Source organism: Paenibacillus sp. FSL L8-0470 (assembly GCF_038008625.1).
GTDB lineage: Bacteria > Bacillota > Bacilli > Paenibacillales > Paenibacillaceae > Paenibacillus_AQ.
Genome location: NZ_JBBOZM010000001.1, coordinates 1,578,980 through 1,596,912 on the forward strand (window position 1 = coordinate 1,578,980; position 17,933 = coordinate 1,596,912).

The 17,933-nt window shown below is 48.4% G+C and carries 18 protein-coding genes and 1 pseudogene; 14 read left to right on the plus strand and 5 right to left on the minus strand.

Translation table 11 applies throughout. From position 1 onward, the window contains the following. Positions 1–285: 285 nt before the first annotated feature. Entirely contained in the window at positions 286–738 is a 453-nt protein-coding gene (locus tag NST99_RS07455) for an IDEAL domain-containing protein (RefSeq protein WP_341090798.1), read from the plus strand. A 153-nt stretch (positions 739–891) separates the two neighbouring features. On the opposite strand, the gene hemH is transcribed toward NST99_RS07455, so the two are convergent. After that, positions 892–1,920, minus strand: a complete 1,029-nt coding sequence (gene hemH, locus NST99_RS07460; protein WP_341090799.1) for a ferrochelatase — start codon at positions 1,918–1,920, stop codon at positions 892–894. Positions 1,921–2,407: 487 nt separating this feature from the next. Here hemH and NST99_RS07465 point away from each other — a divergent pair, with 487 nt between their 5' ends. After that, positions 2,408–4,720 carry an FMN-binding protein gene (locus tag NST99_RS07465; RefSeq protein ID WP_341090800.1) on the plus strand — a complete coding sequence of 771 codons (2,313 nt, stop codon included), beginning with the start codon at positions 2,408–2,410 and terminating at the stop codon, positions 4,718–4,720. 219 nt (positions 4,721–4,939) lie between these two features. Next, positions 4,940–5,896, plus strand: a complete 957-nt coding sequence (locus NST99_RS07470) for a 3'-5' exoribonuclease YhaM family protein (RefSeq protein WP_341090801.1) — start codon at positions 4,940–4,942, stop codon at positions 5,894–5,896. A gap of 90 nt (positions 5,897–5,986) precedes the next feature. Here NST99_RS07470 and NST99_RS07475 read toward each other — a convergent pair whose 3' ends face one another. Continuing rightward, complete coding sequence (locus NST99_RS07475) at positions 5,987–6,643, minus strand: 3'-5' exonuclease (protein WP_341090802.1); 657 nt, start codon at positions 6,641–6,643, stop codon at positions 5,987–5,989. 152 nt (positions 6,644–6,795) lie between these two features. On the opposite strand from NST99_RS07475, the pseudogene NST99_RS07480 reads away from it, so the two are divergent. Both NST99_RS07480 and NST99_RS07485 read left to right on the plus strand, forming a co-directional pair. Continuing rightward, positions 6,796–7,266: pseudogene (locus NST99_RS07480) on the plus strand (TerD family protein); the annotation flags it as partial. 192 nt (positions 7,267–7,458) lie between these two features. Then, entirely contained in the window at positions 7,459–8,130 is a 672-nt protein-coding gene (locus tag NST99_RS07485) for a vWA domain-containing protein (RefSeq protein ID WP_341097583.1), read from the plus strand. Positions 8,131–8,172: 42 nt separating this feature from the next. Here NST99_RS07485 and NST99_RS07490 read toward each other — a convergent pair whose 3' ends face one another. Further along, positions 8,173–8,736: a GNAT family N-acetyltransferase gene (locus NST99_RS07490; protein WP_341090803.1), complete on the minus strand. Its 564-nt coding sequence runs from the start codon at positions 8,734–8,736 to the stop codon at positions 8,173–8,175. A 558-nt stretch (positions 8,737–9,294) separates the two neighbouring features. Beyond that, positions 9,295–9,444, minus strand: coding sequence for a hypothetical protein (locus NST99_RS07495; protein ID WP_341090804.1), 150 nt, complete (start codon positions 9,442–9,444; stop codon positions 9,295–9,297). Positions 9,445–9,912: 468 nt separating this feature from the next. Between NST99_RS07495 and NST99_RS07500 the strand changes: the two genes are divergently transcribed. Beyond that, a complete protein-coding gene (locus NST99_RS07500; protein ID WP_445744954.1) occupies positions 9,913–10,209 on the plus strand; it encodes a hypothetical protein in 297 nt (98 codons plus the stop codon). A 355-nt stretch (positions 10,210–10,564) separates the two neighbouring features. Then, entirely contained in the window at positions 10,565–10,969 is a 405-nt protein-coding gene (locus tag NST99_RS07505; protein ID WP_341090805.1) for a hypothetical protein, read from the plus strand. 607 nt (positions 10,970–11,576) lie between these two features. On the opposite strand, the gene NST99_RS07510 is transcribed toward NST99_RS07505, so the two are convergent. Beyond that, on the minus strand, positions 11,577–11,960 hold the full coding sequence (locus NST99_RS07510) for a hypothetical protein (protein ID WP_341090806.1): 384 nt from the start codon (positions 11,958–11,960) through the stop codon (positions 11,577–11,579). A 225-nt stretch (positions 11,961–12,185) separates the two neighbouring features. On the opposite strand from NST99_RS07510, the gene NST99_RS07515 reads away from it, so the two are divergent. The 7 genes from NST99_RS07515 (at position 12,186) to NST99_RS07545 (ending at position 17,922) form a co-directional block, all read left to right on the plus strand. Further along, on the plus strand, positions 12,186–13,079 hold the full coding sequence (locus NST99_RS07515) for a LysR family transcriptional regulator (protein ID WP_341090807.1): 894 nt from the start codon (positions 12,186–12,188) through the stop codon (positions 13,077–13,079). A gap of 123 nt (positions 13,080–13,202) precedes the next feature. Next, positions 13,203–13,718 (plus strand): GNAT family N-acetyltransferase, encoded by a 516-nt coding sequence (locus tag NST99_RS07520; RefSeq protein ID WP_341090809.1) that lies wholly within the window; start codon positions 13,203–13,205, stop codon positions 13,716–13,718. A gap of 4 nt (positions 13,719–13,722) precedes the next feature. Next, positions 13,723–14,619, plus strand: a complete 897-nt coding sequence (locus NST99_RS07525; RefSeq protein WP_341090810.1) for a transporter substrate-binding domain-containing protein — start codon at positions 13,723–13,725, stop codon at positions 14,617–14,619. Positions 14,620–14,652: 33 nt separating this feature from the next. Next, the gene (locus tag NST99_RS07530) at positions 14,653–15,435 is read left to right on the plus strand and encodes an amino acid ABC transporter permease (protein ID WP_341090811.1); all 783 of its coding nucleotides are present in this window, start codon (positions 14,653–14,655) and stop codon (positions 15,433–15,435) included. Beyond that, on the plus strand, positions 15,435–16,145 hold the full coding sequence (locus NST99_RS07535) for an amino acid ABC transporter permease (protein WP_038587370.1): 711 nt from the start codon (positions 15,435–15,437) through the stop codon (positions 16,143–16,145). Before NST99_RS07530 ends, NST99_RS07535 begins: the two co-directional genes overlap by 1 nt. Further along, entirely contained in the window at positions 16,142–16,894 is a 753-nt protein-coding gene (locus tag NST99_RS07540) for an amino acid ABC transporter ATP-binding protein (RefSeq protein ID WP_076114529.1), read from the plus strand. The genes NST99_RS07535 and NST99_RS07540 overlap by 4 nt, the downstream gene beginning before the upstream one ends. A gap of 11 nt (positions 16,895–16,905) precedes the next feature. Next, entirely contained in the window at positions 16,906–17,922 is a 1,017-nt protein-coding gene (locus tag NST99_RS07545) for an LLM class flavin-dependent oxidoreductase (protein ID WP_341090813.1), read from the plus strand. Positions 17,923–17,933 lie beyond the last annotated feature (11 nt).

Genomic DNA, 17,933 nt, shown 5'->3' on the forward strand with positions numbered 1-17,933 from the left:
TTTCGCTATGAAATTGGTCCTTATATGGCGGTGTGCGGCAACATGAGGGGGAAGCCCTTTTTTGAGTCGGAAGTCGCAGGGGAAAGGTATTCTCTTAGATTTGAGGGCATATATTTAACCATTTCATCACATATTGAAACTAATTATTATAAAATTTTAATGAAAAACATTAACAAAATAATGAAAATAGACGATAATACCTATAAATTAATTAAAATTATTGCCAAATCGTGATTATCAGACAAAATGATTGAAAGTTCAAATATATGGAACGGGGTGGATGAGATGATCAAATTAGAAACGCAGGACATCGTGAATATTACTATAAAGCAAATTGCCGGTATTTTTAAAATGGAGCCGCTTGAGTTGAGATTTGTGAATGATTTTCAAGGAGAACAATATCTCTTAACGAATGACAAGCTGCATCTCAACAACCAGCATTACTGGGCAAAAGTTATGGAATGTGTTTTCGACAATCATGTCAGACCGGTTCTGATGTGTGAAGTGCTCTACTTCCTGCGCAATGAATTTCTGGAGAGTGACATCAAGCTCAGCTTCTCCTATGATTTTACCGAAGGCGCAGATGGAGCGGCAACGGTATCTGCGGAAGTCAGCTTTAATGATTCACCGGAACTGCAGCCGGGAGAAATTGCCGAACTGATTGATTTTGCACTGTCCCTCCAGGACAAACAATGGTTTGAGGAACTGACCTCCAAATACAAACAACTGACTGCATGAGATTGGTGCACAGTTCTATCATAACCGCATTTAATAAGCCGCCCTGTCCGCAGTGTTCATCTGCGCAAGGGGCGGCTTATTTCTTTGAAATATAGATTATATTCTTCAAGTTCATTCTATAAAGATACTTTATTTACAATGGGTTCAAATGCACTATAAAACAGCTTCCTTCAGCCAGCCTTGAGCATTCTCACTGACCTGTTGGGCCAGAAAGTCCAGCCATTCTTCACTGTCGTTCAAACAGGGGGCGGCATGGAAGGAGTCTGCTTGTCCACCTCCGGCAGCAAATTGCTCTCTTCCTTCCACAGCAAGCTCATGCAATGTCTCCAGGCAGTCGGTCACAAGTCCGGGTGAAAAAATCATCGGCTGCTGAATCCCGCGTCCGGCCAGCCCCTTCAGTACCTCCTCTGTAGATGGCCCGATCCATTCCTCGCGGCCAAAACGGGATTGAAATGAGATTTGCCAATCCCCGGACGCCCAATTCATCGCTTCTGCAAGCAGGCGGGCCGTTTCCAGACACTGCTCCGGGTAGGGGTCTCCGGTCTCTGCATACCTGCTGGGAATCCCGTGAAAGGTCAGCACGAAGTAATCCGGTATGGTGTTTATTTTACGTAGTTCTCGCAGTAAAAGCTCTTTCATGGCAAGGATATACCCCGGTGCATTATAGTAGGCTTCCATAAACCGGAGTGCGGGTACAAAACGTTTGGATACCGGTCCGGCAGCGCTGCGGCGTCCGAGAGCGGCAAAGCAGGCGGCGTCGTAGACGGATGCTGTGGTAGTAGAAGAATATTGCGGAAACAAGGGGACCACGATGATCCGGTTCACTCCAGAGGACTCTAGTTTGGCAAAAGCCTGTTCCATGCCGGGCTCACTGTAGGCAAGACCCAGCTCCACCTGATAACGGCTGCCGAGCAGCTTTTGCAGTCCGGCCACCTGGGCCTGTGAATGAAGCAGCAGCGGGGAACCTTCCTTGAGCCAGATTTCGCTGTAGAGCTTGGCAGACCGGCGTGGCCTTACCCGTAAAATAACTCCGCGCAGCAGCGGTTGCCACAGCAGAGGGGGATAATCAATGATCCGGCGGTCGGACAGGAACCTCCGCAGATAAGGGCGTACCGACTTGGCAGTGGGGGCGTCAGGTGTTCCGATTTGGGCGAGAATGACGCCGATAGAGGGCTGATTCAACGTAGTGAACGCTCCTTTTCATTAACATGACATCGTTATAAAGTATCATAATCCTCTTAGTAAGTTCAATACAGGACATCACATTATTATCATATGACGGAGTAAATGGGAGTATTTGAGAGATAAAAAAATTATTGAATTAAAATAAAATGAAAATAGTGATGTTTCTAATAGGGTATGTGATTTTATGTACAGAGAAGCCAAGCTTTGATTTGATACCATCAAGCCAGAAATTGCCTCTAGCAGACATGAACTAATAAATGTGAATTAATTCACCTATCTATGTGATTTTTTTCACCTTTTAAATAGGATATCCGTAAGAGCTCTTCTATGGTGCATGGGATAGCTGACGGGGGACGGGAAAGGGGGGATGACCTCTTAGGAGGAAGCTGGATCTTCTTCTTAAGAAGGGATGAGAGATAGTCAAACGGAAGAACAGCTGTAAAGTGCTACATACTACTGGGGATATGGTAAAGGAGAATACTCATTGAAAAAACTGATTTCTTTGACTGTAAGCGCAGCCTTGTTGCTTGCGCCAATCGCTTACACAATTAATGCACCTGCACTGAATTTGAAGGTGGATGCGGTTTCTGCCGCTTCGGAAGAAGCAACGGCTAAACCGGAAGCAACACCAAAGGCAACAGCCAAACCGGCTGCAACGCCCAAAGCGACTGAAAAACCAGCAGCAACAAAGAAACCGGCTGCAACGCCTAAAGCGGCTGCGAAGCCAGCAGCAACAAAGAAACCGGCTGCAACGCCCAAAGCGACTGCTAAGCCAGCTGCAACAGCCAAGCCAGCTGCAACAGCCAAACCAGCTGTAACAGCTAAACCAGCAGCCACAGCTAAACCGGCTGCAACAGCTAAACCAGCAGCCACAGCTAAACCGGCCGCTACTGCTAAGCCTGTAACGGTTCAACAAGAAGTGTATCAAGACGGGGTATATGTAGCTTACGGCGATGCTTACTCCAAAGGTACCGAAGGCGCGAAAGTAACGATTAAAGACGGCAAAATCGCTTCCATTGATCTGCTGAGAACATCTCCGAAGCTGATCGACAGAAATGTCCGTGAGAATTACAGCGGCCTCTGGGCGGCATATGGTCTGATGAAAGACAGACTGCTCGGCAAGACAAGAGTCGGAGCTGCTGCAGTGGATGCTGTTTCCGGCGCAACCCGCTCCAGCAACGGCTGGAAATTGTCGGTAGACAGAGCGTTTGAAAGAGCGCTGAAAGTAAAACCGGCTGACGCCACTTATTTCAAAGGCGACATCATGGGTATCGACCCTCAAGGTAAATATGCGGTATTCGCAACCTACGATGCTGCCAAGCTGACTGCGGTTAAACTGTATCCGCTGACAACAAGCGGAGATTTCGTGGATGAAAAAACCTACACTGCAGAGCAAACTGCAACGATTGCGGCAATCACGCCTGTACTGCTCGCAAACGGTTCCTCCGCACAACCTGTAGCCGGATTTGAAGCTGAATCCAAAGCTGCAATCCAGGCATTCTGGGATGCAGAGCAGAACGCCCTCATCAACAACACTTCCGCTTATGTTGACGGATTCTACTCTTCCTACGGTACTGCAAGAAGCGTAGGCGTGGAAAGAGCCGATATCGTTATCCGCAACGGCAAGCTGGTAGATGTGAAGCTGTACAGACTGGGTTCCAATCTGGTAGACAGAGGCGCAACTGCTTATGCAGAAGTTGTGAAAGCAAATGCACCAATGACAGCCAAATTGCTTGCCAACGGTTCTTATTTGGCCAATTATGATGAGAAGGTAGACGGTATTTCCGGCGCTACCGAAAGCAGCCATGGCTGGAACCAAGCTGTAGAAAGAGCTTTCGAGAAGGCGCTGAAAGTTCCTGCAGAAGGCCAATATTTTGAAGGCAAATTCGCCGGCGTAGACAACCAGAACAAAGTTCTGCTGCTGGTCGACATTGCTGCCGACAAAGTAAGCGGCATTAAAGTAAGCCTCTTTGCAGCTGACGGCAAAATTATTGCCGATGACAAGCTGACACCTGAACAGAAAACTGTAGTTGGACTGCTGACTGCAGGTTTGCTTGAACAAGGCGTGGATTTGACGGATGTTCCGGGCCAAGAGGCTTTGTCCAAAGCGGCAAAAGCAGCTCTCACAGACGCTTTGACCAATGCTTCCAAAGTACAAGGCACTTATAAAGACGGCACTTTCACCGCTTTCGGTGATGCTTATGATAAAGGAACCAACAGAGCAGACGTTACTCTGCGCAACGGCAAGATTGTGAATGTTGCTCTTTCCCGTGTAGGTATGAATATGGTGGATTTAGGTAAAGCGGCTTATGCTGAAGTTCAAAAAGCAATTCCGCAGCTGACGACCAGCTTCCTTGCTGCAGGAACAAGAGAAGGTGTACAATCGGTAGATGCCATCTCCGGCGCTACAAGCAGCAGCAATGCACTGAAAGCTGCCGTAGACAGAGCTTATGGTAAAGCAGAAGTTGTAGAAACCGACAAAGCAGCTTACTTCGATGGAATTTTCATTGGAGCAAGTACCGACAAATCCGTCAATGTTATGGTTACTGTCAAAAATAATATCCCTGTGTTGATGCTGGTCTATTATCTCGACGGTGCCGGAAAAGTGAAGACCCCATATCTATTAACACCGGCTGAGCTTGCGGTGAAGACAGAAATTGAGTCTACTTCCAGCACGAATGGCCTGCATAAATACGGATACCGTCCGGCAGCCTTCGGAGCTAATGATGCTGAGAAGGATGTTTCCGCCAAAGCAGTCGAAGCAATCAAAGCTGCGCTGGAAGCAGCAGGCAAATAATTCAGCAACGTCTATAGAGGAGGTTATTCAGGGCCCTGCAAATGGCTCTGGATAGCCTCTTTTTATGCTATAAGCAAAGGCTATTGACCGGCTTGGTACAGGCCGGGCATAATTATGAATCGTTATCGTATAGTAATTTAAAGGGATTTCGAAGGTGAATGTCAAAAGTTTAATATACACAGCAGGATATAATACCTGCTAGTAATGGGAGGCTCCAACATGACACTAATTAAACAGCTATCTCCGCAGGACGAATTTGTCGGGTTCTATCTGTTACGGGAGCTGACGCTCAAACAGACAAACGGTACTCCTCCAAAGGATTATTTTGATATTGTACTCGGTGATTCAAGCGGTCAGATAACAGCTAAATTTTGGGATGTCAGCACAACTGACAAAGAAACCTTTTTCCCCATGGCTCTGGTGAAGGTGCGCGGCATAGCGCATACCTACCGTGAGAAACTGCAGGTCAAGATTAGCAAGATCAGACTGGCCAATGAGACGGACGGTGTATCACTCACTGATTTTATCCGCTCTGCGCCAATCCGTCCTGTTGATCTTATCCATACGATTAAAGGGGTGATGAGCAGCATTGCCGATCAGGAGATTTCCGCAATCGTCTCTTTCTGCGTCGGTAAGGTGGAAGAGAAGCTGATGCATTATCCCGCAGCCAAGACCTATCATCATGCTTATTTTGCCGGACTTGCCTATCATATGGTGCGGATGCTGGAGATTGGTGATTTTCTATGCAAACAGCGTCCGTTCCTGAACCCTGATCTGATGAAGGCGGGAATCATTCTGCATGATATCGCCAAGCCAGAGGAGATGATTTCCCAGTTTGGCATTGTGTCCGATTACAGTGTGCAGGGGAAGCTGATCGGTCATATCTCGATGGCGTCGAACTGGATTACCGAGGCCGCGATTCGTTTAGGTTTTACTCTGGATTCGGAAAAGGTTATCGCGCTGCAGCATTTGGTCTTATCCCATCATAATCTGGGCGAATGGGGAAGCCCCGTTCAGCCGCAAACGGCGGAAGCGGTGGCGCTGCATCATATCGATGCGATGGATGCCAAGCTGCAGATGGTGGAGGATGCGCTGGATACAACCCCGGAAACCGAAGAATGGACACCGTTTATCCGCGGACTGGAGAACAAGGCGGTTTACCGGTCGAAAATCTAGAGTCGTCAAAAAAAAGCAAGGAGCAGGTCTTCTCGAGTAACGGAGAAGACCTGCTCTTTATTTTGATCCACAGCAGGTTGCCGGGCTGTCTCAGAAGCGCTGCTCAAAAGGTGCTGCCGGGAGCAGCGGAACCCGTTTTTTGCCAGGTTTCTTTGCTGCTTTTTTGGGTGGTGATTTAAAAGGAGTATATCCGCCCGAATACATCGTTCCGGCTTTATAGCCTTGACTGTCCGCGAGCAGCAGCGGTTCGAATTGCTGCTGCTGTTCCATCAGCTTCAATAAGATGATAGCCGCAGCCCGGGCATCATCAAGTGCGTCATGATGCTTCAGACGGATGCCGAAATGCTGTGAGATTACATTCAATTTATGGGAAGGCAACTCCTGGAGCATTTTTTTTCCCAGCAGATAGGTGCACATATATTGAAAATTCGGGTAGCTGGTCCCTGAGGCATCCAGACAATAACGCAGCACGCTCATATCGAAGGCGGCATTATGCGCCACAACGATTTCGCCTTGCAGCAGCGGTTCGAGCAATGGCCACAGCTCAGCAAAAGTAGGCTGCCCCTGGACCATTGACGGCGTGATCCCGTGAATAGCAATGTTCATCCCGTCAAACCGCTGGCGCGGGTCAATCAGCCAGACATGCTCGGCTGTAATAACGCCTTCTCTAACCTGGACAAGACCCAGGGAGCAGGCGCTGGAGCGGCTGGAATTCGCCGTCTCAAAGTCAATTGCTGTAAAGTTCATTTGGTAAAGCCCCTTATCTATCAGGTATATCATTAATACTAAAGTAGTGAGGGGGTAAATACAATCTAGCAATTTTACAAAACCTTGTGAGTATGATACTCCTTATATATGAAAAATTGGAAGAGTACATCGAGGAATGAGGAGATGAGGTTATGCTGCAGCTGCTAAAGGGTCAAAAGGTAGATGTAACTAAAGGGAAAAACGTATATGAGCTTACGTTATCCTTCGGATGGTCAACCGCTAATCAAGAGATGGGGATAGATGCCGCTGCTTTTCTGTTGTCGGAGCGGGGACGCTGCGAACGTGATGAGGACTTTATTTTCTATGGAAATCCGGTATCACAGGATGGAGCCGTAACACACACAGTCTTGAAGCAGGGAGATAAAGAAAGTCTCTCGGTTTCATTGTCCCGTCTGCCGCAGCAGGTTGCCCGGATCGCCTTGACATTGACTATCTATGAAGGCGAACAGCTGAATCACCGTATGAAAGATGTATCCGGCCTTTATCTGAAGCTCCAGGATCGTCAGAGCGGCGAGGAACTGCTCCGTTTTGAGTATGGCTCTGATTTATCCGATGAGACAGCGATCGTAGCAGGAGAATTATACCGCCATAACGGGGAGTGGAAATTTAACGCCATCGGCAGCGGTTTTAATGGAGGCTTGGCTGCTCTATGCGTCAATTTTGGACTTGAAGTGGAAGAGGCAGGTTCTGCGGAGGTTGCTGCTGCAGCTGAAGTGCTGGCACCGCCTTCACCCACACTGCCGCCAGCACCAGCCGAGCTGTCTGCTCCACCGGAACCTGTAAAGAATTCTGTCCTGTCTACCATTGATCTGCGCAAAAAAATAGTTCAGTTCACACTCGAAAAGAAGCAGTTGACCGGAGTAACGGCCCGGGTTGGGGTTGTGCTGGATATCAGCGGCTCGATGAGAGATCTGTATACCCGCGGCATCGTGCAGGAGGTCGTAGAACGGATACTGGCCGTTGCCTGCAAATTTGACGACAATGGCTCGCTGGATGTCTGGGTGTACGATAACGAATTCAGCCGGCTGCCCCCGGTTACGGAACGGGACTTTGAACAATATGTACAAAGACATATTCTAAAAAATCCTTCGATTCATAAATTCGGGCGGAACAATGAACCTCCGGTGATGGAGGATGTGATCCGCAAGTATACCAAAGAAGATAAGGATTCTACTCCGGTATTCATCATATTTATCAATGACGGAGGCGTCTTGAAATTAACCAAAAAGGTGATTATGAAGGCAGCTGTCCAGCCGATATTCTGGCAGTTTGTCGGGATCGGCAATTCGGATTTCGAAGTGCTGGAAGGATTGGACAACATGACCGGCAGAGTCGTGGACAATGCGGACTTTGTTCACTTGGACCGGATTGAAGGAGTATCGGATGACGAGCTGTACGACAGGCTGCTCAATGAATTTCCGCACTGGCTGAAGGCGGCCAAGGACAAACGGATTCTCACGACGTAAGGGGAAGTTCAACATTTTTGCAAGAATAGGCTGGCCCATGGGCTAGCCTATTCTTGTGGTTAGGGGTTGTTCCCTCTGAGCACCGGGGAAGGATTGCAGATCCAGCCGGAAACCTTTAACCAGAGTATTCCCGTTTATAATATCGGTCTCGAAATGCCGTTTGAAGCCCAGCCGTTCGTAGAGCCTGATCGCCGAGACCATCATATCCGAGGTGTGCAGGTTCAGGGTGGAGGCGCCCAACTCACGGGACCTCCGGGCGGCTTCCCGAATCAGGAGTGCAGCAACGCCGCGGCCGCGTACGTCAGGGGAGACGGCAAGCAGGCGCAGTACAGGGGAGTGGATGCCAAGCTCGGGCTTGCCGTAGGCCGTTTCCGAAGAGGTGAACAACAGTGCGCTGCCGACAATCTGCTGGCCGGTTTCAGCAATGATCCGCGCGAACGGGGCATTCCCGTGTACGGAATCAAGGATTGAATTCCGGTACGCTTCCCACTGCGGCTCAGGCATGCCGGCAGAATATTGGCTGTATGCGGACAGCAGCACTTCGGCAATGGCTTCGCGCTCACTTTCTGCAGCGTCACGAATAATGATCTCTTTTGACATGTTCACGAAATACCTCCCTTACTTAAGTCAGGTGGAAAGATCAGTCGAGTGACGTTTATTATAACTGACAAATCACATAAACATAAGAGGAATTTAACATTTCTGATAAATGAATAGAAAAGTTCTATCTATCTTTGTGATTTATTTAACTAGGTCTGCCCAATTAACAAACAAACACGGTTTTCGAGACACTGTAAATAACGGTTAGGGTCTCGGCGGAAGCGAAGGCGTTTGTTACCTTCGAGTAGTCGGGATTCCCATCCCTTACGTTCGCGAAGGTAACACTCACATTCCACACAGCTCAGCCGATTCAAGAGATTCTCTTGTTTCAAGGCATCCTCGACCCAAACAACAAATTCTCCATTTCGCCAGATGTAGCGATTCCAACTGCGCAGCCCCGTCATTCGGCGGTGACGTATCTTGGTCAGGCGCTCTTGCCGCCTTAGAGCCGGTAGCATCAGCCCCACCGTTCTTAGACCTCTGCTTTCTTTCCATTCCGGATCAATATACTTTAGTCAAACAAAAAAACGTCCAAGCGGGATACACCACCTGAACGCTTTTGAATTACTGACCTAAGACATACCTGATAGCAATAAGGACAATTTGAATTAACGTCTGACGTCCCTCTTTGGATTTCATATACTCCCAAACATGACGACCAGCAGACTTCACGCCTGTCCACATTTTGAAAACAATCGATTTGGTTCTCTTCATTTCAACCCCTCCTTTCCTCTGCAATCAATATAAGAAAGCCAGCCATGAATTTATCAGATGGAGCGTAATAAGCCTGCCTAACGATTCAGATACAACATGATAAGCAATCCGGCTCATATTATTAACAAGAGCATGTCGTATACTTGTCAGGCTTTCTCAACTCCGGCTGCTCATTCTCGTATGAAATGGCAGAAGATGATTTCAGGGTTTTTAACTTCAAGCTGAAGGAACCAAAATCGGGCCTTTTCTATGTACTTCATCATAAGCTGTTCATTCCGGAGTATAACCATTTAGCAGACCGATCCCTTTAATAGTGGCTACATCCAATCCGCCTGGTTTAAACCAGGCGGAACGAAAAAAGGGCGCTCCCCGGCAATCCATGTGGTATTATCCCCTCAAGGTAGAAAGTGAAAAAAGAGATCATGTTAGAATGATCTCAACATCTAAAAACCGGAGGGGATCTTTACTATGCGAGCAAAGAAAGGTCAAACATTTAATCGATACAGTGAGGACACGAAGAAAGAAGCTGTTCGTCTGCGAGTGGGAGAAGGTTGGGCGTACAGCCGGATCATGGAGAAGTTTGGCATTAAAAGCGAAATCCAGATTATCTTTAGCAGTGCCGAAGAGGAAAAAAAATGCCTATTTGAAAGCACAGGTAGAATATCTAAAAAAGCTCAATCCAAACTTGCACGGGGAGGGAAGCTGGATTTCGAAGCCCGGTACAAACTCGGCGACCTTTCCCTGATTGAATTCCAATCTTTATAAGATTTCCATTACGCTTAACATGTTGCTCAACATCATTTACTAGCACTCTGACATAACGCTTACCATTCTAAATTAAGTGGAATAATATTGAATTTTATTGCAATATATGCTAGTGTTTAATTGTAATATAACTCATGTTTCCCAAAGGAGCGTGTGCCATGAAAAATAAAGTTTAGTAGCATCTAACTTACTTTAATTTTTTTTGGTATTTAAGTTTTTTCTCGGAATTAGTTTAAATGAAAGTTTGATTTCGATTAAACGATAATATTTTTTTATATTACTCGTGAAAAAAAACACATACTAATGATGGCTAAATTATTTAATTCAATATATATATCTAAAGGAGATGTTTACGTTGAATCATATAAAAAAAATAACAGTATCTAGTTTTGCTACTCTAATGATGGTTCTAGCACCTACAAGTGCAATTTTCGCTGAAGAAGCTGTTACAAACAACACGTTGCTGTCACAAGAAACGCAACCCTTAGGCAATGTTACTTTACAAGGAACAGAATGGGCACAGGTTGGACAGCAAACCGTACCTATTTACATGAATGGGCAAATAAAAGTCGTGTTAAATGGTCAATTTGGAGATATTTGCACTGTACATGCTATTGATCAATATAATAACCGAACTTACTTAGGACAATTGAACAATAAGGAATCCTTAATAACTAAACTATATGGTTACTACAAGATTGAATTAAATTTAATTAGTTCTAATAATTCAACGGGATCAACCTTCTACGTCATCTATTAGTAACTTTGTATACCTCCTGCATTTGTCTATATAAAAAAACAACAGGCGATAAAATTGCCCTGTTGTTTTTTTTCTAGGTCTGCCCAATTAACAAACAAACACGGTTTTCGAGACACTGTTGTTCATGGTCATTATTTGTCCTTGGTAGGTACGGCGTATCGTAACACGCAAACAATCCTTGCCAAAATCCGGTGCTATATCGCTCAAAATTCTCGACCATTTCGGTATCTTCTTTTCGGGTATAGGACCGTCTCATTTCGGTGCGGAGCCACTGCATTTGCACACGAACGCATTCTGCGGTTTGCGGTGCGGGCGCACTCAAAATATGGGCAGCATCTTGATGAGGCTTCAGCCAATGCTTTACTTTGTGGTATGAGGAGCAGAAGCTATCCAATGTTTCAAACAACTTCAGGAGTTTCTCACTGTAGGCGAACCCCCTTTTTTAGCGCTTCGTTGAAGCGAACCTTGAATCGCTAAGGCTTCTTAGTATACCCGAATCCCCGGAAGATCGAGCGGTGGATGCCCATCTTCGAGCAAAACGGCGCGCCACCCCCGCCAAGACTTCGCGGAGATGGTCCGTGACCGATGCGCGAAGTAGCGTCAGATATCACTCGTACAGTCGTTCACAATTCCGCTTGGAAGTAACGACTCCCCGTCGATTGAGCTCCTCGTGCAGTTCGGAAAGTGTGTAATGCTGCTTGAACCGAAGCTCTCCGACGAGGGCAAGAACATCGAATCCGTAAGAAGTATGTTTCATCACGAGCGCATCGGCCTCGGCGGATCGAAAATAGGATCCCGGATACGGGCACTCCAAATTCGGGCAGGCGTATGCCATATTCCAGATATCGAAGATTCCGTTCAGGGTATTGACGTATTTATGACAAGCAGTATGGTGCCGCTTCAATTTCGTGCCGCAGTGCGGACATTGCCGCAGTTCGCTATGGAAATACATTCTTTTTTTCGGGGTAATCCGGTTTTTAGTTGAAGGCATGAATACCTCCTCCTTCCTTACCCCTTAGGAGAATATTTCCACACCGTTAGTCAAACGGGCAGACCTAGTATTTAATGGAAATCCGACTGAAATACACGGAATATGTGTTGACAAAAAAATACGCCGTGAATAAGATATATACAAAATCTATAAGAACGTATCGCCATAATTCATTGTTAATTCATCGGAATAGTAAAATTAAACCCGACTAAGGGGGGGCTAGGTGTGAACATTGAAAATATTGAGGCCTTTGTGTACATCAACCATTATGGAAGCTTCAATAAAGCGGCTGAAGTCCTGTATATCTCGCAGCCGACTGTTACCGCCCGCATACAATCGCTCGAACGGGAGCTGGATTGCCGGGTATTTGACCGGCTGGGCAAGCAGATTAATCTCACCGATAAAGGCAAGCAGTTCCTCCCCTATGCCCAGCAGATTCTCCAGGTCTATCAAACCGGCAAGCATCAAATACAATCGAAAGGACATATTCCGAATGAGCTGAGAATCGGCAGCACTGTCTCGGTGTCCAATTATTTGATGCCCCATCTGCTGCTTCATCTGAAGCGCAGGTATCCGCATATCACGATCAAGCTGACGACAGCGTCTACGGAAGTGCTGATCAGCAAGCTGAAGTCGAAGGAGCTCGATCTGGCTTTTATCCGTAAAGTCGTAAATCCGGCGATTCAAGCTTTTCCATTCTGCGAGGACCCCATTTCGCTGTATGTGCACAAGGAGCATCGCCTGGCCAAGGGAGGCCGTGCCTCAATACAGGATATCCGTCAGGAGACGCTGGTTTTCTTTGAATGCGGCTCTTTGGACTGGATGCGGCTGCACCGTGTATTTGAGAGTATGGAGCAGCCGCCGAATATTGAATATCAGGTGGATAACCTGGAGACGGCCAAGAAGCTGGTGCTGAAACAAGCGGGGATTTGCTTTCTACCGGCACTCAGTGTGCAGGAGGAAGTGGCGGCAGGGACGCTGATCCGGGTAGATGTCGCGGAGACGGAAGGGATTTCGCTGCGGACCAGCCTGATTTCCCTGAACGGGGAAAATGCGGAGTTTATCGAAACCCTGCTGGAACTTAGCATAGGTAAAGCCGGAGATCGACTTCTTGTATAGATGTATTAAAAAACTCTATTAGCGCATGGATACCTGCGGTGATAAAGTTAATTGCATAATCATAATCACGACTAATTCGATAGGGATTATAAAATTAAAATCCGAAAGGTTGGAGGGCATACGATGGGTGAAGTATACCGGTTGGCAGAACAGAAGGATGCGGAGCAATTACTGGATATTACATATCGTGCCTATCAGCTGATTCGTGATCTGGGGCTGCATTGGCCGGCGGCAAACGCCGATCTGGCGCTGATTGAAGACAATATTTCAACTAATGAATGTTATGTGCTTGAAGTCAGCGGAACGATTATTGCGACAATCACTTTGTCGAAAGAAGAAGAGGTGAAGAAGCTCAGCCCGCTACCTTTTATCAAATGGTTCGCCGTGAGTCCGGAATACAGTAACAAGGGCTACGGCGGAAAGCTGCTGGATTGGGTAGAGGAGCATATTATTCTCGGACAATTGGGCTCGCCTGAAGTCACTCTGGCAACGGCGAAAAAACATCCCTGGCTGGCTCTGATGTATGAGCGGCGGGGTTATGAACGGTTCCTGGAGCTTGATCCGCAAAATGGCGACGGCATCATGTATCTGCTGAAAAAGACACTTATAAACAAACCACATTTCATTCAAAGGGGATAGAAACATGAAGAAGTCAATCTCACTGGTATTTGCATCAATACTCACGCTGGCGATTGCCGGCTGCGGAAATAACAGCAACAGTGCTGGCGGCAACAACACGGACAGCAGCAAGAGCGGGAATGTGGCAGAAGCTGCAGCGCCTGCTAATGCGAAAGAGGGTAATGCTTCGGCAGAGCCGGCTAAGGTAACGAAGATCATCGTGGGCACAGGCACAGGTTTTCCAAAAGTCTGTTACATCGACGAGAACGGCAAGCTGACCGGGTTTGATGTGGAGCTGATTAAAGAAATTGACAATCGCCTGCCGGAATATGAATTCGAACTGCAGACGATGGATTTCAGCAACCTGCTGCTGAGTCTGGAAACCAAAAAAATCGACCTGGTCGCCCATGTTATGGAAAAAAATCCGGAGCGCGAGCTGAAGTATTCTTTTAACAAAGAAGCTTACGCCCACTGGAGAAACCGCATTGTGGTGGCTAAGGACAATGAGTCGATCCATTCGCTGGATGATCTGAAAGGTAAAAAGGTGCTGACGGGTGCAACCAGTGCACAGGCGCAAATTCTTGAGAACTACAATAAAGAGCATGACAATGCGATTAATATCGTGTACCAAAACGGTACGGCTAACGATACAGCTGCCCAGATCAGCTCCGGCCGTGTAGACGCCACGCTGGCTGCCGATTTTGTCCTTCCGATTATTGATCCGCAGAGCCAGCTGAAGGCAACGGGCGACGAGCTTTCGTCGGCAGACATTCTTTATGTGCTGCGCAAGGATGATGCTGATTCGCAGAAGCTGTCGGATGCGATTGACGGTGCGATCAAGGAGCTTAAGACAGACGGTACACTTGGCAAGCTGAGCACGGAATGGCTGGGTGCGGATGTTACAGCGAATTCGGTTCAATGATTAAGCCTGTGAGTGTGGGAAGGGAGGGAGTTTATGGGCGAACCATTTGATATCAGCTATGTATTTTCATTTTTGCCTAAGCTGCTGGGGACGTTAAACACCACACTGCTGATTGTCGCCTGCTCGCTGCTGGCAGGAATTATAGTCGGTTTTCTCGTGGCTCTGCCCCGCCTGTACAAAGTGCCGGTGCTGAAAACCTGCTCCGAAATCTATATTTCTTTTTTCCGGGGAACGCCGATTCTGATCCAGCTCTTCCTGTTCTATTACGGGCTGCCTGAAATTCTAAAACTGGTTCATGTGGATATGACCCGGACGCCGGTGCTTGTCTTTGTGATTCTAACCTACGGCCTGCATACGGGGGCATACATGTCCGAAATGATCCGGGCTTCTGTGATGGCGGTGGATAAGGGGCAGGTGGAGGCTGCCTATGCTACGGGAATGACAGGGTTCCAGGCTTTTACGCGGATCGTATTGCCACAGGCGCTTGGCATCGCGATTCCGGTATTCTCCAATCTGGTGATTGCGCTGCTGAAAGATACATCGCTGGCCTTCACGCTCGGTGTGATGGAAATGACGGGCAAAGCACAGACGCTTGGCAGTTTGACACAGCATTTTATCGAAACCTACATTGCCCTTGCCCTGATCTATCTGGTCATCAGCTATTCGATTGAGAAGCTGCTGCTTGTGGCGGAGCACCGGCTGCTGCGGCATGAGAAGCGGAGCACCCCTGAGAAAAAATCGTTTAGAGTCCACAAAAATTGGTCCTACCGGCGCATTATTGCGGAAATGGGATCGGGTAAAGGAGGCGCAGGATAATGAAACTGGACCCATCATTTATCTGGACGGCGTTCCTGCAAATCTTGAGCGCCATTCCTACCACCTTATATATTACAGTTGTCTCCGTGTCAGTGGGCTTTCTTATCGGCATTTGTGTCGCATTGATCCGGATTTACAGAGTGCCTGTCCTGTATCCGCTGGCGGTTGGATATGTGACTTTTATCCGGGGCACTCCGATGCTGACGCATCTGCTGCTGATTTATTTTGGACTTCCTGTCCTTATTGACGGACTGGCCGCCCACTTTGGCTGGGGGTTCAGGTCGGTGTCGGTTCCGATGATCGGTTTTGCCTATATTTCGTTCTCAATTACAGCGGGTGCTTATATGTCCGAGGTCGTCCGTTCCGGTCTGCTTGCCGTGGACCGGGGCCAGCTTGAAGCTGCACATTCCATAGGTATGACCACCCCTCAGGCCTTGCGGCGGATTGTCTTTCCCCAGGCGCTGGCGGCAAGTCTGCCCAATCTGTCCAATTCCGTTATTGGTATGCTGCATGGGTCAACGCTTGCTTTTACCGTTTCCGTTGTGGATATCAACGCCAAGGCGCAGATTGTGGCTTCGACGAACTGGAAGTTCTTTGAGGCGTACCTGGCGGCGGCGCTGATCTTCTGGGGGCTTACGTTCCTGATCGAGCGGCTGACGTCCCTGATCGAGAAACGGATCAATCTTTACAATCGAGGTGGAGTGGCATGATCAAGCTGGAGCGTATTTCGAAGTCGTTTGGCCGGAATCAGGTGCTGAACAATATTGATTTAACCGTCACCAAAGGCGAGGTTGTTGTCATTCTCGGCCCCAGCGGCTCAGGCAAAACTACCCTACTGCGCTGCGTGAACTACCTGGAGAAGCCCAGTGACGGGGAGATTGCCATCGGCGATTTCAAAGTGAACTGCAGGCATGCACGCAAAAAAGAGATTCATCAGCTGCGGCAAAAAACGGCGATGGTCTTCCAGCAGTATAATCTTTTCCGGCATAAAACTGCGCTGGAAAATGTGATGGAAGGGCTGCTTATCGTCAAAAAGCTTCCGAAGGAGGAAGCGAAAAAACGGAGTATCGCTTTGCTGGAGAAGGTGGGGCTTGGAGCCAAGCTGGACGCGTATCCAAGCCAGCTGTCAGGCGGGCAGCAGCAGCGGGTAGGCATTGCCCGCGCCCTGGCGCTGGAGCCGGAAGTGATTCTGTTCGACGAGCCTACGTCGGCGCTGGACCCGGAGCTGGTGGGCGAGGTGCTGGCCGTCATCCGCAAAATTGCCAAGGAAGGCATCACAATGATTGTCGTGACGCATGAAATGGGTTTTGCCCGCGATGTCGCTAATCACGTCGTGTTCATGGACGGCGGTGTGATTGTTGAGGAAGGGACACCGACAGAGTTATTTAATCATCCGCGCGAAGAAAGAACGAAGCAGTTCCTGAAGCGGATTACACCGGAACTGAACTATTCCATTTAGGAGGCCAAAATATGGCGATTACAATAAGCGTCCTCGACCAAAGTCCAATTTATCCGGGGGAAACGCCGGAAGAAGCCTTCTTGCATACGATTAAGCTGGCACAATTATCCGAGCAGCTGGGATTCCGCCGTTTCTGGGTGTCGGAGCATCATGACTCCGGGCAGGTAGCGGGTTCATCCCCGGAGGTGTTGATTTCTCATCTGCTCGCCAAGACAGAACGCATCCGCATAGGCTCCGGCGGCATTATGCTTCAGCATTACAGCCCTTATAAGGTAGCGGAGAACTTTAACGTGCTGGCTTCGCTTGCACCGGGCCGGGTGGATCTGGGGGTTGGCCGTGCTCCCGGGGGGCTGCCAAGGAGCACACAGGCATTGCAGCAGGGTAGCTTTGAACCCTCCAGCCTGACGGACAAGATTATCGAACTCGAAAAATATGTACATAACCGGCTGGAGGAAGACCATCCGCTGGCGGGGCTGAAAGCAGGCCCGATTCCAGGGACACCTCCCGAAATTTATGTGCTTGGCGCGAGTGTAGCCAGTGCGGAAATCGCTGCCGGACTGGGGTTGCCGTACGTATTCTCTTTATTCATCAATGGGGATCAGGCGATAGCGTTGGAAGCGATCGAGACTTACCGCAACAACTTCGAGACTTCGCCGGGAAAAGAACCCCGGGCAATTATTGCGCTGTCTATCCTGGCTGCCGAAACCGAGGAGGAGGCCAAAGAACTGGCCGGAGCGCATAAGCTGATCCGGATTAATCTGGCCAGCGGCAAGACACTGACGGTTGCTACCCGGGAGCAGGCGGAGGAATTTACCCGGCAGAGTACGGAAGATTACACCATAGAAGAGCGGGAGCCGGAAATTACAAAGGGGACAAAAGCCAGCGTGCGGCAACAATTGCTGGCGTTGTCCTCAGCATCAGGCATCGACGAGTTTATCGTCACGACCAATGTGCAGCCCTTCGATAAGCGGGTCCGTTCCTTTGAACTGCTGCATGAAGCACTGGCCGAAGTGCCTGCGGAGGCCTGACAAGAAGGAGC

Bases quoted from the DNA above. Each gene is read 5' to 3' on its own strand.
- NST99_RS07545 (WP_341090813.1), top strand. From the start codon at position 16,906: ATGGCGATTACAATAAGCGTCCTCGACCAAAGTCCAATTTATCCGGGG.
- NST99_RS07470 (WP_341090801.1), top strand. From the start codon at position 4,940: ATGACACTAATTAAACAGCTATCTCCGCAGGACGAATTTGTCGGGTTC.
- NST99_RS07520 (WP_341090809.1), top strand. From the start codon at position 13,203: ATGGGTGAAGTATACCGGTTGGCAGAACAGAAGGATGCGGAGCAATTA.
- NST99_RS07525 (WP_341090810.1), top strand. From the start codon at position 13,723: ATGAAGAAGTCAATCTCACTGGTATTTGCATCAATACTCACGCTGGCG.
- NST99_RS07540 (WP_076114529.1), top strand. From the start codon at position 16,142: ATGATCAAGCTGGAGCGTATTTCGAAGTCGTTTGGCCGGAATCAGGTG.
- NST99_RS07530 (WP_341090811.1), top strand. From the start codon at position 14,653: ATGGGCGAACCATTTGATATCAGCTATGTATTTTCATTTTTGCCTAAG.
- NST99_RS07500 (WP_445744954.1), top strand. From the start codon at position 9,913: ATGCGAGCAAAGAAAGGTCAAACATTTAATCGATACAGTGAGGACACG.
- NST99_RS07510 (WP_341090806.1), bottom strand. From the start codon at position 11,960: ATGCCTTCAACTAAAAACCGGATTACCCCGAAAAAAAGAATGTATTTC.
- NST99_RS07455 (WP_341090798.1), top strand. From the start codon at position 286: ATGATCAAATTAGAAACGCAGGACATCGTGAATATTACTATAAAGCAA.
- NST99_RS07495 (WP_341090804.1), bottom strand. From the start codon at position 9,444: ATGAAGAGAACCAAATCGATTGTTTTCAAAATGTGGACAGGCGTGAAG.
- NST99_RS07475 (WP_341090802.1), bottom strand. From the start codon at position 6,643: ATGAACTTTACAGCAATTGACTTTGAGACGGCGAATTCCAGCCGCTCC.
- NST99_RS07535 (WP_038587370.1), top strand. From the start codon at position 15,435: ATGAAACTGGACCCATCATTTATCTGGACGGCGTTCCTGCAAATCTTG.